This is a genomic window from Streptomyces sp. SID12501 (assembly GCF_010550245.1).
GTDB lineage: Bacteria > Actinomycetota > Actinomycetes > Streptomycetales > Streptomycetaceae > Streptomyces.
Map to the genome: position 1 here is coordinate 101560 of NZ_JAAGLU010000001.1, position 16495 is coordinate 118054.

Annotated in this window: 9 protein-coding genes; 3 read left to right on the forward strand and 6 right to left on the reverse strand. The window is 71.5% G+C overall.

Going from position 1 to position 16495, the window contains the following annotated elements:
• Positions 1-51: 51 nt before the first annotated feature.
• Positions 52-1563 carry an MFS transporter gene (locus G3I71_RS00465; RefSeq protein ID WP_164311828.1) on the reverse strand — a complete coding sequence of 504 codons (1512 nt, stop codon included), beginning with the start codon at positions 1561-1563 and terminating at the stop codon, positions 52-54.
• A gap of 182 nt (positions 1564-1745) precedes the next feature.
• On the opposite strand from G3I71_RS00465, the gene G3I71_RS00470 reads away from it, so the two are divergent.
• A complete protein-coding gene (locus G3I71_RS00470) occupies positions 1746-2600 on the forward strand; it encodes an alpha/beta hydrolase (protein ID WP_343242796.1) in 855 nt (284 codons plus the stop codon).
• A gap of 13 nt (positions 2601-2613) precedes the next feature.
• On the opposite strand, the gene G3I71_RS00475 is transcribed toward G3I71_RS00470, so the two are convergent.
• The 4 genes from G3I71_RS00475 to G3I71_RS00490 form a co-directional block, all read right to left on the reverse strand.
• Positions 2614-5430: an NHLP bacteriocin export ABC transporter permease/ATPase subunit gene (locus G3I71_RS00475; protein ID WP_164311829.1), complete on the reverse strand. Its 2817-nt coding sequence runs from the start codon at positions 5428-5430 to the stop codon at positions 2614-2616.
• A 1-nt stretch (position 5431) separates the two neighbouring features.
• Positions 5432-7654 carry an NHLP family bacteriocin export ABC transporter peptidase/permease/ATPase subunit gene (locus G3I71_RS00480; RefSeq protein WP_164311830.1) on the reverse strand — a complete coding sequence of 741 codons (2223 nt, stop codon included), beginning with the start codon at positions 7652-7654 and terminating at the stop codon, positions 5432-5434.
• Positions 7651-8457 carry an HlyD family efflux transporter periplasmic adaptor subunit gene (locus G3I71_RS00485; protein ID WP_164311831.1) on the reverse strand — a complete coding sequence of 269 codons (807 nt, stop codon included), beginning with the start codon at positions 8455-8457 and terminating at the stop codon, positions 7651-7653. Before G3I71_RS00485 ends, G3I71_RS00480 begins: the two co-directional genes overlap by 4 nt.
• 154 nt (positions 8458-8611) lie before the next feature.
• Positions 8612-8830 (reverse strand): type A2 lantipeptide, encoded by a 219-nt coding sequence (locus G3I71_RS00490; RefSeq protein ID WP_164311832.1) that lies wholly within the window; start codon positions 8828-8830, stop codon positions 8612-8614.
• Positions 8831-9849: 1019 nt separating this feature from the next.
• Here G3I71_RS00490 and G3I71_RS00495 point away from each other — a divergent pair.
• Complete coding sequence (locus G3I71_RS00495; RefSeq protein WP_203728956.1) at positions 9850-11250, forward strand: S1 family peptidase; 1401 nt, start codon at positions 9850-9852, stop codon at positions 11248-11250.
• 130 nt (positions 11251-11380) lie between these two features.
• On the opposite strand, the gene G3I71_RS00500 is transcribed toward G3I71_RS00495, so the two are convergent.
• Complete coding sequence (locus tag G3I71_RS00500; protein ID WP_164311833.1) at positions 11381-13531, reverse strand: SpoIIE family protein phosphatase; 2151 nt, start codon at positions 13529-13531, stop codon at positions 11381-11383.
• A 440-nt stretch (positions 13532-13971) separates the two neighbouring features.
• On the opposite strand from G3I71_RS00500, the gene G3I71_RS00505 reads away from it, so the two are divergent.
• A complete protein-coding gene (locus G3I71_RS00505; RefSeq protein ID WP_164311834.1) occupies positions 13972-16455 on the forward strand; it encodes a SpoIIE family protein phosphatase in 2484 nt (827 codons plus the stop codon).
• The last annotated feature ends 40 nt before the right edge of the window (positions 16456-16495 follow it).

Sequence of the window (16495 nt, forward strand, 5' to 3'; positions counted from 1 at the left end):
CCGCCGTCTCCCTGCAGGCGGCGGCCCCTCGGCCTCGGTGGCCCGGGTGGGTCACATGTGGACGACCGGTGCGGCGTTCTCGTCCTGCACCGGGACGCCGGGGCGGTACAGCAGGAAGGTGATCAGGGCGCCCGCGGCGAAGAAGCCCGCCGACCACCAGAAGGCGGTGGTGTAGCTCTCGATCGTCGACTGGGCCTGGACCAGCTTGTCGGCCGCGTTCCGGCCGGACAGGTAGTTGGTCGCGGCGCTCGCGGCAAGCGTGCTCAGCAGTGCCGTGCCGATCGAACCGCCCACCTGCTGCATGGTGTTGACCGTCGCGGAGGCCACGCCCGCGTCCTCGGCGCCGATTCCGCTGGTGGCCAGCTGCATCGCGGGCGGCATGATGGCGCCCATGCCCGCGCCGATCACCAGCAGCTGCGGGAGCACGGCGGTGCTGAAGGACGAGCCGACGCCGATACCGGTCAGCCAGACCATGCCGGCCGCGCCGAGGACGAAGCCCGCCGGGATGATGATCCTGGGCCCGAAGCGGGGCACGAGCATGGTGGTGGACACCTGGGCCGCGACCATCAGGGCCGCCATCATCGGCATGAAGGCCAGGCCGGTCTTGGTCGGGCTGAAGCCGAGGTTCAGCTGCAGGTAGTAGGTGAGGAAGAGGAAGACGCCGAACATCGCGGCGCCGGAGATGAGCACCGTGAGGAACGAGGCCGCACGGTCACGGTCCAGCAGGACGCGCATCGGCAGCAACGGGTGCTTCGCGCGGGTCTGCCACCGGGTGAACGCCGCGAGGAGCAGTACACCCGCGGCCAGGAAGCCCCAGGTCTGCGGCGAACTCCAGTCGTGCGACTCGGCGTTGGAGAAACCGTAGACGACGGAGAAGAGGCCGGCGGAGACCAGTAGTGTGCCGGGGACGTCGATCTTGGAGTCGGCGGCGTCGCGGTGGTTGCTCAGCAGTATCCAGCCGCCCACGAAGGCCATGACGGCGAAGACCAGGTTCACGTACAGCGTCCAGCGCCAGTCGAGCGCGTCGGTCAGCAGACCGCCGAGCAGCAGGCCCACCGCGCCGCCGGCCCCGGCGATCGCGCCGTACACGCTGAACGCGCGGGCACGTTCACGCGCGTCCGTGAAGGTCGTGTTGAGAAGCGAGAGTGCGGCGGGCGCGAGCAGCGCGCCGAAGACACCCTGGAGTGCCCGGGCGACGACCAGCATCTCGAAGCCGTTCGCGGCGCCGCCGAGGACGGAGGCGCCGGCGAATCCGGCGACGCCGATGAGGAAGGCGGGCTTGCGGCCGAACAGGTCGGCGATCCGGCCGCCGAGCAGCAGCAGGGAGGCGAAGGCCAGTGCGTACGCGGTGACGACCCACTGGCGGCTGCCGTCGGAGAAGCCGAGGTCGGCCTGTGCGGAGGGGAGCGCGATGTTCACGATGGTGGCGTCGAGGACGACCATCAGCTGCGCGATTCCGATGATCGCGAGGATCCACCACCGCTTCGCGTTCGGCGCGGCGGACCCCTTGTCCGTGTCGTGCCCGACGCCCTTCGGGGCGCCTTCGGTAAGGGACTGCGGCATTTGAGCACACTCCAGGGAGGGCCGCTCGTGAGTGGAGCGACGAGTGGTGAAGGAAGGCGAAGAAGACCAGAGGTTACGAGTATGTAAACGAAACGGTTTCGTACTCTCGGCCTCTTGAGATTAGACCACTTTCATCGAAACGGCAAAGTATCGATACGGGAAAGTATCGTTAGGGAGGATGTGTGGAAGTGCGCAGCGGCAGGCTGACGGTCGACGGGGCCGAGCTGTACTACGAGGTACGCGGGGCCGGCCCGGCCCTGCTGATGATCAGCGGCGCCGGGGGAGACGCCAGCTACTACTCCGGGATCGCCGAGGGCCTCGCCGACGCCTTCACGGTGATCACCTACGACCGGCGCGGCAACTCCCGCAGCACGGGTGGCGGCGGTGCCCTCATGGCGCTGTCGCGGCAGGCCGCAGACGCCCACGTACTCGTCGCCGGACTCGCGGGCGGCCGGGCCCTGGTCTTCGGCAACAGCGGCGGCGCGATCATCGGTCTGACCCTGGCCGTGCGTCACCCGGAGTGCCTGGTGGGCCTGATCGCCCATGAACCGCCCGCGGTCAACGTCCTCCCCGACGACGACCCCGGGCGCGGCTTCTTCGCCGAACTGACCGCCCGGTACACGGCGGGCGGCGCTCCGGCGGCGGGCCGCCGCTTCGCCGAGACGGTCCGCGGCGAGGGTTCCTACCGCTGGCCCCCCGACCTGTGGGAACGGTTCCTCGGCAACGCCGACCACCTCTTCGGCCACGAATGGCCCGCCTTCGCCGCCTTCCACCCCGACGAGGCGGCGCTGCGGGCGGCTCCGTTCCCCATCGTCCTGGGCGCCGGCGCGGACGACCGGGGCGCGTACTACGCCCGCCCGTCGGTCGAGATCGCCCGCCGGCTCGGCGTGCCGTGGGTGGAGTTCCCCGGCATCCACATGGAGTTCCTGCGTCACCCGTCCCTCTTCGCGGCGGCGCTGCGCGTACTGGCGACGCAGATGTACGCCGCCGACGGCAGGGTCCCGGCACTGTGGCGGGGCGTGCCGGAGACACCCTGACCCTGCCCCCTCCCTATGCCAGCTGCCGTCGCACCAGTTCGTGCAGCCGGCCGCCCGTGTCGGCCAGCAACCGGTCCGGGGGGCCCTGCTGGGCGACCTTGCCGTCCTCCATCACGATCACCCGGTCCGCGTCCAGCACCGTGGACAGGCGGTGCGCGATCACGATCCGGGTGGCGTTCAGCGCGCGGGTGCTCTCGATGACCGTGCGCTGCGTCTCGTTGTCCAGGGCGCTGGTCGCCTCGTCGAAGAAGAGGATGCGCGGCCTGCGGATCAGCGCCTGCGCGATCATCAGCCGCTGCCGCTGGCCGCCCGAGACGGCGCCGCTGCCCTGGACGATGGTGTGCAGGCCCATCGGCATCCGCTCGATGTCCTCGGCGAGGCCCGCCATCCCGGCGGCGGCCATCGCTTCCTCCGGTGTGTACGGCTCGGTGCCGCGGATGACGTCCAGGATCGAACCCGTCATCGGCTGGGCGTGCTGGAGCACCACCCCGCACTGGCGCCGTACGGCCGACTGGTCGAGCGCGCCCAGGTCCTGACCGTCGTAGAGCACACTGCCCGAGACCGGCTTGTCGAAGCCGATCAGCAGGCGCAGCAGCGTCGACTTGCCGCAGCCGCTGGGGCCGACGACCGCCACGAACTCGCCCGCCCTCACCTGGAAGGACACGTCGTCCAGGACGAGTGGCCCGTCGTCCGTGTAGCGGAAGGAGAGACGGCGGGCCTCGATCGCGCCGGTCAGCACGCCGGGCCGGGTGCTGGCGACGCGTACCTCGGGCGTCGCCTCCAGCACCGGCTTGATCTCCTCGTACAGCGGGAGCGCGGCCACGCCGGAGACGAAGGCGCCGGTCAGCTGGGTGACCGAGGTCAGGAGCATCGTCACCGAGGTGTTGAAGGTGAGGAAGGCCGCCGCGGACATCTCACCGCGGGCCGGACCCGCGAGCAGCATGAACATGAGCAGGGTGCAGACCGGCAGGTACACCGCGCCCAGCACGGTCGTGAGGTTCCTGATGCGGCCGACCTTCTGCTGCAGCTCGCGGCTGCGCGCGAACTCGGCCGCCCAGGCCGCGTACGCGTAGTTCTCGGCCGCCGCGACGCGTAGCTTGGGCAGGCCGCGCAGAGTCTGGAAGGCCTGGTTGTTCAGCTTGTTGGAGAGCACGATCAGCCGTCGCTGCCAGCGCACCTGCCACAGCCCGAGCCCGAGGAACACGGCGGCGATCACCACGAGCATGCCGACCGCCGCCAGCGCCATCGGCACGCTGTACCAGAGGAGCAGACCCAGGTTCATCGCCGCGACCGTGACCGACTGTGTGACGACGGGCGCAACTCCCGCCAGCAGCTTGCGAATCGCGCTGATGCCCATCGCCGCGCTCGCCAGTTCGCCGGTCGAGCGCTCGGTGAAGAACTTCGTCGGCAGCCGCAACAGCCGGTCCCAGACGGCCGGTTGGAGTGTTGCCTCGATCCGGCCCTCCATCCGGAGCAGGGTGAGGTTCTGCATGAGGGTGAAGGCCGCCGCAACCACACTGCTGATCATCACGGCCAGACAGAACTGGACGATCAGCGTGGTCTGCGCCTTCGGTACGAACTCGCCGAGCACCCTGCCGGTGGCGACGGGCACCAGCGCGCCGATGGCGATCGTCACCAGGCTGCTCAGCAACAGGTTCACCACATCGCCCCGGCTGCCGCCCATGCTGAACCGGAGCAGTCGCAGCGGGCTCATTCCGCGTTCGGGCAGCGGGCGGTAGAACATCACCGCCCGCTCCTCGAACTCCGCGGCGTTCGCCTTCTCCACCGGCGTCTCGCGCCCCGACGAGGGCTGCAGGGCCACGTATCCGCCTCTTCGCCACAGCAGCGCGACCGGTGAGCCCGACAGACTGCGGTGGCCGATCAGCGGGCCGACGTTGTCGTGCCACCAGCGGCCGTCGAGCCGGACGGCCCGGGTGCGGACGCGGGAGGCGAGCGCGATCCGTTCGACCGGGTCGAGCCGGTCGCTCTCGGTGCCGCTCTGCGCCGGCTCGGCGAGCGTGATCCCGGCAGCCTCGGCGACCAGTTTGCAGGCCGCGTACGTGGCATCGGTGTCGGCGGTGGTCGTGCGCTTCGCCGACGGCCTGCCGATCGAAGCCAGCAGCGTCCGGTCGGCCTGGGCGCGGACGGCCTCGCCCGCCTTGATACCGGCGGCCGTACGGGTCTCGTGGCTGCGTTCCAGCTGCTCGATCCACCGGTCGAGGGTGGCGAGCAGCCGGTGCTGCTGATCGACCATGCCCTGCCAGACCCCGGGCTCCATCAGCAGATCGGCGGCGGCCTCCGCGCCGTACAGCGCCCCGTACCGGACGCTGCCCGGCGGGACCTGCATCCAGAACACGTCGTCGTCGGTCGGCGCGGCGGCCCGTTCCGAGGCCATCGGCGCCTGGAAGAGGACGGACAGGCCTCGTCCGACGCCCAGGGCGAGGGCGTACTCCAGTGGGCTGGTCGCCGGTGGCACGTACTGGGCGTTGCCGTACTCGTCGTACGACCAGGTCTCCGTGCCCGGCGACCGGTACAGCTCCCGCAGGCCGATGCGGTGCACCGCGCAGTCGCGCACCGGGCGGGCGACCAGGGTGTGGTCCGGTCCGGTGACCGGGCCGAGCAGCAGGGCGCCCGCCTCCAGCCGGCCGATGTGGTGCCACTGGCCCCGCTCCACGGCGTCCACCGCGTACAGGTCGAGCGCGCCGGACGCGACGAGCCACAGCACCTGCGGGCCTTCGAGGTCGAGGCGGCCCTGCCCGGACAGGTCGAACCGTGTCCCCATCTGCCCGAGCGCGGCCAGGACGACATCGCCCTCGTGAACGGCTCTCATCTCATCGCTCCCCGACCAGCTCGGCGTACGCGCCACCGGCCGCCACCAGGGTGTCGTGCCGCCCGCGTTCCACGATCGTGCCGTGCTGGAGTACGACGATCTCGTCACTGTCGCGCACGGTGGAGAGCCGGTGGGCGATCACCACACAGGCGCAGCCGCGCTTGCGCAGGTTGTCGATCACGGTCTGCTCGGTCTCCGCGTCCAGCGCGCTGGTCACCTCGTCGAGGACGAGAATGCTGGGGTCGCGCACCAACGCCCGCGCGATCTCCAGGCGTTGGCGCTGTCCGCCGGAGAAGTTCCGCCCGTCCTGCTCGACGCGGCTGTGGATACCGCCCGGCCGGCGCGTGATGACGTCGTACAGTGCCGCGTCCTCGAGGGCCGCCACCACCGACTCGTCCGGGATCGACGGGTCCCACAGCGCCACGTTGTCGCGGACGCTGCCCTCGAAGAGGAACACGTCCTGGTCGACGAAGGAGACCGAGGCCGCCAGCGCGCCGCGCGGAATGTCCTCCAGACGCTGCCCGTCGATCCGTATGACGCCCTCCCAGGGCGAGTACAGGCCCGAAATCAGCCTGGAGACAGTCGACTTGCCGCTGCCGGAGCCACCCACCAGCGCCACCTGCTGACCCGGACCGACGGTCAGGTCGAAGCCCGACAGCAGGGGCTGGTCGAGCGGGCTGTAGCCGAAGGTGATGTTCTGCAACTCGACGTGGCCGTGCAGCCGACGCGTCGAATCGCCGCCGCCCGGACGGGCGTACAGCGGATCCGCCCGGAAGTTCTCGACGTCCTTGAGCCGGGCCACGTCCGCCGCGAAGTCCTGGATACGGCCCGCCACACCGTTGAGCCGGGTGAGGGGTGCGGTGAACCGCACGACCAGGGCCTGGAACGCCACCAGCAGACCCACGGACATATGGCCCTCGACGGCCCGCAGCCCGCCGATCCACAGGATCAGCGCGCTGTTCAGCGTCGCCAGCGTCGGCGCGACCACCCCCAGCCAGGCACTCGGTACGCCGAGCCGCTGCTGCTCCTCCAACGTCGTCGCGTGCTGTCCGGCCCACTTGCGGAAGTAGCCCTCCTCGCCGCCGGTCGCCTTCATCGTCTCGATCAACTGGAGCCCGGAGTAGGCGGTGTTGATCAACCGGGCGTTGTCCGCACGCAGTTTCGCGGTACGGGTCGCGCGCAGCCGGATCACCACCCGCATGGCCACGATGTTGAGCAGCGCCACGCCGATGCCGACGGCCGTGAGCTGCGGGTCGTACGTATAGAGGAGCACCGCGTACAGCACGACGACGATCGAGTCGACGCCCGCCGCCGCGAGGTCGCGGGCCAGCGTCTCGGACACCGCGTCGTTCGACTGGAGGCGCTGGACCAGGTCGGCCGGGCTGCGCTGGGAGAAGAAGGTGACCGGGAGGCGGAGCAGATGGCGCAGGAAGCGGGCGCTGCTCAGGGTCGAGGAGATGATGCGGCCGTGCAGCAGGTTCGCCTGTTGCAGCCAGGTCAGCACGAGCGTCAGCGCCACGCACGCGCCCATCGACGCGAACAGCACCTCAAGCATCGAGGTCCGGCCGCCGATCAGGAACGTGTCGATGTAGGTGCGGCTGAGCGCCGGCATCGCGGCACCCACCGCCACCAGCAGCAGACTCGCCAGGATCGCGGCGGGCATCGTGCCCGAAGTGCCGCGCAGCCGGGCGGGCATGGCACCCAGGACGCCCGGCCTGCGCCCGCCCCGCTCGAAGCCGGGGCCAGGTTCCATGACGAGGACGACACCGGTGAAGCTGGAGTCGAAGTCCTCCATCGGCACGAACCGACGCCCCTTGCCGGGGTCGTTGACGTACACCCCGCGCCGGCCGAGGCGGCGGCCCATGCCGTCGAGGACGACGTAGTGGTTGAACTCCCAGAACAGGATCGCGGGCGCGTTCACCTCGGCGAGCGCGGCCGTGTCCATCTGCATGCCCTTGGCCGTCAGACCGTAACTCCGTGCCGCCTTCAGGAGGTTGCTGGCGCGCGAGCCGTCCCGCGAGACACCGCACGCGATGCGCAGCTCTTCGAGGGGGACGTGCCGTCCGTGGTGCCCGAGGACCATGGCGAGCGAGGCCGCGCCGCACTCCACGGCCTCCATCTGGAGAACCGTCGGCGTGCGCACGGACTTGCCGCGGCCCTTGGGGACCGTGCGGCGGGGCGGGGCCGAGCGGCGTCTGGCCCGGGAGTTCGGTGCGGCGCTCACGGCAGCAGCCAATCGACGGGACGCTGGTCGGCCAGCCGGATCGAGCCCGAGGCCAGCGTCATGGAGGTGAGCGCGAACGGCGGCCCGTCGGCAGAGGACCACTGGTAACCGCTCCTCGTGGCCGACGACTTGTCCAGCTTCACCAGCACGGCGACCGGCCGGCCCTGCTTGGTGAACTGCTCGCCCAGCTGGCTGTCACCGAGGAACGCGCCGATCTGCTGCTCGGTCCGGGGGGCCCGGTCCACCGACTTCACATGGCCGCGCAGCACCCCGTACTGCTGGGTGGGCGCGGTCTGGACGGTCAGGTCGACGGCCGCGTTCGCGGGAATCGTGGCGGCGCTCTCGGCCGGGACGTACACCGTCGCGTACAGCGGGTCGGTCGCTCGGGCCACCTTCTCGATGGCCGCGATGTTCGTACCCGTGCCGACGATCTGACCGATCGAGGCGGCGAGCGCGGTGAGCCGTCCCGCGGCGACCGAGCGGACGACCGACTCCCCGGAGGCCGTACGGACCTTCAGCACAGGGGAGTTGGCGGGCAGCCGGGCGCCTTCGTCGGCGAGGACCGCGGTGACCTGGCCGGAGACGGGGCTCTGGAGGACGTAACTGCCCTCCCCGTACGTGAGGATGGCGGGCGCGCCGACCGTGGAGGAGACGGACCCCGTGACCGCCCACACCGACGCGGCGGCCATGACGACGACCGTGACGGAGAGGACCAGCCAGCCTTGCGGGCGTGCGAAACGCACCGGAAGGTCCAGCTCTTCGGCCGACTGGAGCTTGGCGAGGGCCTGTTGGCGGAACTGCACGGGCTGTCCTCACCTGCGTAGGAAGACCTGTGGGAAAACCTGCAGGGAGGCCTGGAGGAAGGCCTGCCTGCCTGCGAAGGGCGCGGGGGTCTGTGGAACCCGAGAGTCCCGGAACCGGGAAGCGGTTCCGGGACTCAGCGGTGCGAGGCGTCGATCAGAGACCGGCGACCAGGCCGGTGACCGCACCGGTGTTCACTCCGGTGAGGCCCTCGACCGTGCCGGTGACCGCGCCGACCAGCGGGAGCGCGCCGGGGGCAACGCTGTCCACCAGGTTCGTGACGGTGCCGACGGCGTGCAGGGACAGGCCGCCGGAGACGGCGTCGAGAGCGGCGTCCGACAGCTCGGCGGTCTCGACCTGGGGGGTGGAGTTCATGATGGAACTTCCCTTCATAGGGGGATTTCACAAGGGGAGAGCGGCCCCGCCGGGGGACAGACGACGGCCGCGACCGCAGGGCCACCCAGGCTCGTTTCCGGAACCTCGGCGGTCCCTGCGATGCGATGGATCAAAGCACGCCCGCGCAGCGCGCTTCCAATCAACCAACCGCCTCACCAGGGCATTTGAGAGCCTCGGGCCTCACACCGTGAGGGTGTGCGCACGCCTTGGCGGCGGCTTCTTCACATGCCGCACGGCTTCGGCGCACCTCCACTCTTGCGGTCGGGCACCCGCGTCGGTCACCGGTACACGGCGGAATCGAACATTCCGCCACCAAAGGCGTGGTGTGTGACGAGCGGATGTGCGGAACCGCCATATGCGGTGACCTGGCTGCGTATTCGCTGTGCAGATTCGCTGAAGCCGGGATTCGTGTCGGTTTGACCGACGCAACGCCATGAGGCGATTACAGAAAGCGCTTTTCTGTGTAATTCCTGTGCTCGAAGTCGGTCTGTGAGCAGTTTCGGCCGTGTCTGCGCGGGCCGCGAGTACTGCCTCGATCGGGACATCGGATCCGGTCACCGCGCGCTGAAATGTCGTGGACCGCCGGCCCGTCGTCATGGGGACAAAGGCCCCGCGTGCCGTCGGCGCCGCGATCACGGCCGGGGCGCCCGCGGCAGTCGTCGGGGCCTGCTCCGGCACTGCGCCGACCAGGACATTCGTGCCGCTGTGCGGTGCTCGCCCGGGTCCTCGGTCGGCCGGCCGAGGACGTGCGTCCGGGGTGTGAAGCCGGGGGAAAGGATCCTGTCCGCTTCGGCGGGCGTCATCGCCATATGTGCGGTTGTTCCCGGCAGCCGTTGGTCAGGCCCTGGCAATGGCCGATTCGCTCTTTCGCAAAGGGAGTTGGCAAATAATTTGAACGCCCCGAGCAACCCGTCCGTACCTACAGCCATCCAGGCGCCCCAGTCGGTCGCCGATGAACGATCGGCGGCTAAGACCCCGCCCCGCAGGAGGTCAAGAAGTTGAGTCACAAGCGAGTTCCGAAGCGTAAGGCCGCGATAGCGGTGGGCAGTGTCGCGGCGCTCGGAGTGGCGGCCCTGCTGCTGCCCAACGCCATGGCGTCCCAGACCGACTCTGCGGACAGCGCGGCTCCGAAGACCCTGAAGGCGACGGATGCCTCGGATCTCGCCTCGCAGCTGCAGCAGTTGCTCGGGGATGCCTTCGCGGGCTCCTACTACGACGCCGACAAGCAGCAGCTGGTCATCAACGTCGTCGACGGTGACAACAACAACGTCATCATCCAGGCCAAGAAGGCCGGCGCCGCCGTCCGTGAGGTCGACAACAGCATCGCCGAGCTGAAGGCCGGCGCGCAGACGCTGAAGGCCGAGGCGACCATCCCGGGCACCGCCTGGTCCCTCGACGCTCGGACCAACAAGATCCAGGTCACCGCGGACAGCACGGTCACGGGCGCCAACTGGAACACGATCGAGTCGACCGTCAAGAGCCTCGGCTCGGGCATGGCGACCATCAAGAAGACCGAGGGCACCTTCAAGACGTTCGTGGAGGGCGGCGACGCCATCTTCGGCGGCGGCGCCCGCTGCTCCCTCGGCTTCAACGTGGTGACCGGAGACGGGACCCCCGGCTTCCTGACCGCCGGTCACTGCGGCGTGGCCGCGGCCGAGTGGTCGGACTCGGAGACCGGCGAACCCATCGCCACCGTCGAGGCGGCCACCTTCCCGGGCGACGGTGACTTCGCACTCGTGAAGTACAACGACCCGGCGACCGTGGCGGCCAGCACCGTCGACGTCGGCAACGGCCAGACCGTCGACATCCTCCAGGCCGCCGAGGCCGCGGTCGGCCAGCAGGTCTTCCGCATGGGTTCCACGACGGGCCTCAACGACGGCCAGGTCACCGGCCTCGATGCCACCGTGAACTACCCCGAGGGCACGGTCACCGGCCTCATCCAGACCGACGTCTGCGCGGAGCCCGGCGACAGCGGCGGCTCGCTGTTCACCCAGGACGGCGGCGCGATCGGCCTGACCTCCGGCGGCAGCGGTGACTGCACGGTCGGCGGCGAGACCTTCTTCCAGCCGGTCACCACGGCCCTGGCGGCCGTCGGCGCGACCCTCGGCGCGGCAGACGCCGGTGCGGGCGCCGGTGCTGGTGAAGAGGCCGGTGCCGGTGAAGAAGCGGGTGCGGGCGAAGAGGCGGGTGCCGGTGAGGAGGCCGGCGTCGGCGAGGAAGCCACTGCCAGTCCCAGTGCCACTGCCGGTGAGGAAGCCGGTGCGGGCGAAGAGGCCGGACTCGGTGAAGAGGTCGGCGGCGACGAGCTCGGCGGCGTCGACGATCAGACCGGCAACGGCGCGGACGACGGCACAGGCGTGGACGACGGCACCGGCCTGGAGAACAACAACAACCACTGACCGGCCACACCAGCAACACCAGTAGTTCCGGCCGCCACTGACACGGTCCGGCCCTCCGGCGGGAGGGCCGGACCGTTCCGCGTGCGCGGGGCTGCCCGGCGGAACGGGCCGGAGCCCCGTGGAGCGTCCGTCAGTTCTCCGCCCGCGCCCTCAGCAGAAGCAGCGCGATGTCGTCCACCCGCTCCGTCACCCCCGCGCCGAACTCGACCAGCTCGTCGGCCAGTTCGTCCAGCGGCCGGTCCCCGGTCGCCGCGAGTCGCCGGCCGAGGGCGGCCAGCGTCTCGTCGATGTCGACACCCGGGGACTCGATCAGCCCGTCGGTGTACAGGGCGAGGACGCAGCCCGGCAGCAGCTCGACCTCGGTCGTCGGGTACGTGGCCGAGGCATCGATCCCCAGCAGGGGACCCCCGGCCAGGTCGAGTACCCGTACCTGCCCGTCCGGATGTCTCAGCAGCGGCTGCGGATGCCCCGCACGGGCCATCACCGCCCGGCCGGTGCCCGGATCGAGCCGCAGATACAGACAGCTCGCGAACAGCTCGGTCCCGAGGTCGATCAGCAGTCGGTTGGTGCTGCTCATGACCTCCTCCGGCGCCTGACCGACGGTCGTGTACGCCCGTACGGCCGTACGGATCTGGCCCATCAGGCCGGCCGCCGTCACGTTGTGCCCCTGGACGTCGCCGATCACCGCCGAGGCCCGCCCGTGCGACCACACCAGGTCGTAGAAGTCGCCGCCGATGTCCATGCCCTGGGTGGCGGGCAGATAGCGCGCGGCGGCCTCGAAGCCGGGCAGCGACGGCAGGGAACTCGGCAGCAGGGCGGCCTGGAGGCCGTGCGCGACCCGGTGCTTGGCGTCGTACAGCAGGGCCCGTTCCAGAGCCTGGGCGATCAGGCCGCCGAGACTGGTCAGGACGGCGCGCTCGTCGGCGGGGAACGCGTGCTGTTCGGCATAGCCCAGCACACAGGTGCCCACCGGACGTCCGGACGCGATCAGCGGGAGAAACGCCCAGGCCGCCGTCGGACCGGACATCTCCCGCACCGCCGGATACGCCCGCTCCAGCTCCCCCCGGGACTCGAAGAAGGCGGGCACACCGGTGGTGAGGACCTGGTTTCCCGGGGTCTGCGCGGTCCGAGGCAACCCGTCGAACCGCTCCACGAGCTCTGGGTCGGCGTACCCGCGATGCCCCACCACGCGCATCCGCCCGCTCTGCGAGCCCAGCAGTACGAGCGTCTGACAGCCGGCCGCCGGCATGATCTCGTCCGCGGCCAGCTGGATGACGTCCTGGACGCTCGCCGCCTCGGTGAGCGCGCCCGCCAGGGACAGCACCTGCGAGATCGTGACCAGGCTGGACGGGCCGCCCGGTCTGCGCCCCGCCCGGTCCAGTTCGGCCACCGCCCGCGCCCGGGTGATACGGACGCTCAGCCCGGTCGCGCTCGGATACAGCCGGAACGACAGCCAGTCGCCGGGCGGGCGCAGCGCCACGAACGAGGTGACGTGCAGGCTGAACAGCGCGGCGCGGTAGCGGTCCTCGTACACCGGATCGTCGAGCCAGGGCACCGACACCCACAGCTGGGTGCCCAGCAGAGCATCCGCGGGGACACCCAGCAGGTCCGCGGCAGCCGCGTTGACGAAACCGACCCGACCATGCAGGTCGAGCGAGCACAGCCCGTACGGCAGCCGCGCCACCATCCGTGCCGCCTCGACCGTGCCGAGGGGGTCGGCCGTCGGCGCCTCGGGCGAGATGGCCAGCAGATCCGCCTCGGGCCGCAGCGTACGGTGCTCGGCCGCGGCGCGCTCCAGACGCAGCGCCAGCCGGTCGCAGGCCGTGCTGAGCCGCTCCCGCTCCCGGTCCGACAGCTCCGGCGGATGCGAGCCGGGCCAGGTCACGAAGACCGCCCCGTACACCGTGGAGGCGGTCGCCACCGGTACGGCGGCCAGGGTGAAGGGGTAGGGCAGCACCACGGAGACCCGCGGATACCGCCGGGCCATGTCCTCCTCGCCGCCCACCCAGATGAACCGCCGCTCGCGCGCCGCCTCGGCGACGGGGACCGGTGAGCCGATCCCGACCCGCTCCCAGGGCGCCGCGAACGCCCGGGGCAGCCCCGCCATGACGGCCATTTCCAGCACCGACCCGCCGGGGGCCAGCAGATACACCCCGCCCGCGAGGGCCCGGACGTCCTCCATCATCCCCGCGAGCGCCAGCGACAGCAGCGGCTTCCCGAACGAGGCCGAGCGGGCGTCCCCCTCCGGCCGTCCGCGCGCGGAGGCCCGTCCATCGGCCATCGGGACCACCTCCTCGCCGGGCCGGGTACTTCCGACTCAAGGCTCTGTCCACTCGGCCCGCCGCGCGAGGCGGGAACCGAAAAGGGGCATACGCGACAGCGGTGAACCCGGGCCGAAGCGGGCGGCGGAGGCGGGCGCACCGGTTCCGCGACGGTTCGACGCGCGTGCCGATCGCCCGGTACGTCCGCCCCGTGCCGTCCGCCCCGACGCTGACCGCGAGCACGGCAACCCCCGGCCACCCGAGTCCGACGCCCGTCCGGCCCGCTGGTCCATGCCCGCCTCCTCGATGGTCCGCACCGAGCCTTCCAGCCCGCGCACGGGTCCCGACAGTCACGGCTGACACACGAGCACTGTGCGGAGGGCACGCTCGGATGCGGCCCGGGTGAACGCCCGGAGCGTCAGGGGCTGCGCCTGCGCCCCATACGCGCTGTAATGACCACGTGGTCAGTGAGGAGGCGGGACGCGGAGGGAGAACGGCGCGTGCCGAACTCGCCCTGAAGTCGCTCGCCGTCGACCTCGACCCCCGTGAGCGCCTCCGCCGAGTCCTCGAACAGACGCTCGTCTTCGCGGGCGCGAGCGTCGCCGCCGTCTACACCCCGGGCGACACCGGTGACGTGCTGTGTCTCGTCGAGTCGGCCGGCGTGCCCCGGACGCTCTACGGCCTGCGCGACGGCTACCCCGTTGCGGCCCACTCGCCCGCCGCGGACGCCCACCGCACCGGACGGCCGGTCTGGCTCGGTCCCGACGAACTCGCCGAGTGCGCCGAGTCCCGGCGGATGCCGGCCGGTGCCGTCCATCTGGCCGCCCTGCCCGTCCGCGCGGGCGCGGCGGCCGGTGACGGCGGCTGTCTGCTCGTCGTGACGGAGCGTCCCGGTGGCTTCGACGACAGCGCCCGGGACTGCCTCGGACTGCTCGCCGAAGCCGTCGCCTGGCCCGCTCCGCCCGCCGCAGGAGACCCCGGCGAACTGGCGGCCGGCGCCTTCAGCCTCGCCATGGACAGCGGGCGCGTCGAGGTCGGCGACGAACTCCTCGAACTGTTCGCGCTCGGCCGGGCGGACTTCGACGGGAAGGTCGAGACCCTGCTCGGTCTGACCGTGCCCGAGGACCTGCCCTCCCTGATGTCCGTCGTCGAGGCCGACCACATGTCCATCGGCGACCGGGAACTGGAGTTCCGGGTCCTCCAGCCAGCCGGCCCGCCGAGATGGCTGCGGCTGCGCGGGCGGCTCGTGACCGCCGGGGAGGGCCGGGCGGCCCGGCTCGTGGGCACCGTCGGCGACGCCTCCACCCTGCGCTCCGGCGTCACCGACGTGGCCCGCGTCCAGCGCCTCGCCGCCGCCCTGGCCACCGCCGGAACCGTCCGTGACGTCAGCCGGGCCGTCGTCACCGCGCTGCGCGAACCGCTGCTGGCCGACCGGATCGCCCTCGCCGAACTGGACAACGAACGGCTCGTCGTCACCGTCCTCGACCCGCCCGAACCCGAGTCCTGGCCCGAGCTGTGGCGGCTGGAGTGGCGGTCCGAGTGGCCCGAGTCACCCGTCCGCTCCATGCCGACGCTGGCCGCCGCCCTGCGCGAGGGCAGGGCTGCCATCTGGCCCGCGGGCACCGAACTGGAGCCCGCGCTCGACGGTGTCGGCCCCGGTGGTCTCGCCGTCCTGCCGCTGCCCGCGGGCGGCCGGATGGCAGGCATCTGCCTGATCGGCTGGGACAGCCCGCACGAGTTCGGCACCGACGAACGCGCCCTGCTCACCGCCGCCGCCGGCCTCGCCGGACAGGCCCTGACCCGCGCCCACGCCTTCGACGCCGAACACGAACTCGTCGGGATGCTCCAGCGCTCTCTACTGCCCCGCCGCCTGCCCAAGCTGCCCGGCGGGGTCGCCGAGGCCCGCTACCTCCCGACCACCGAGGGCCTGGAGGTCGGCGGCGACTGGTACGACGTGATCCCGCTGCCCGACAACCACGTCGGCCTCGTCATCGGCGACGTCCAGGGCCACAACGCGGGCGCCGCCACCCTCATGGGCCAGATGCGCACCGCCCTGCGCGCGTACGCGGTCGAGGGCCACCCGCCGGACGTCGTCGTCTCCCACGCCAACCGTCTTCTTGTCGACATGGAGACCGATCTCTTCGCCACCTGCTGCTATGTCGAGGTCGACATGGAGGAGGGCACCGCCTGGTACGTCCGCGCCGGCCACCTCCCCCCGGTCGTCCGCCACCCCGACGGCACCACCGAGATCACCGAGTCCGACGTAGGCCCCCCGCTCGGGGTGCTGGCCCGGGCCGAGTACCCGATGAGCATGCTCCGCCTCCAGCCCGGCACCCTGATCGCCCTCACGACCGACGGTCTCGTCGAGTCCGCCCAGATCGACATCGAGGACGGCCTCGACGCTCTCGCCGCCGACCTCGCCGCCGCCGACCCCGCCCACCTCGGCCTCGTCGCCGACGCCCTGCTCGCCGGCGCCAACCGCAACGACGACGTGGCACTGCTCCTGCTGCGCTACGACGGCATGGAGCGGCGCCCGCTGCGGGAGAGCTGGACGGTGTGGCGGGTGCCCGAGGCGGTCCGGCACGCCCGCCGCTTCACCCGGCGCACCCTGCGCGCCTGGGGTGCGGCGGGCGAGCCGGGCGTCCAGGAGGCCGGTCTTCAGGAAAACGTGGACACCATGCTCCTGGTCGTCTCCGAGCTGGTCACCAACGCCCTCGTGCACACCGACGGGCAGGTCCGTCTCGACCTCACCCTCTTCAACGGCCGCCTGCGCGTCGCCGTCGCGGACAACTCGCCCCGCACACCCATCAGACCGACGAACCTCGGCTGGGAGGCCACCGGCGGCCGGGGCATGCTCCTGGTCGAGGCGATGTCGGCGGCCTGGGGAACCGTCCCGGTCAGCGGCGGCAAACAGGTGTGGAGCGAGCTCGCGCTGGAGCCCTGAGGACGCGCGAGCGGGCTCCCGTACCGGTCACGCTGCGGCA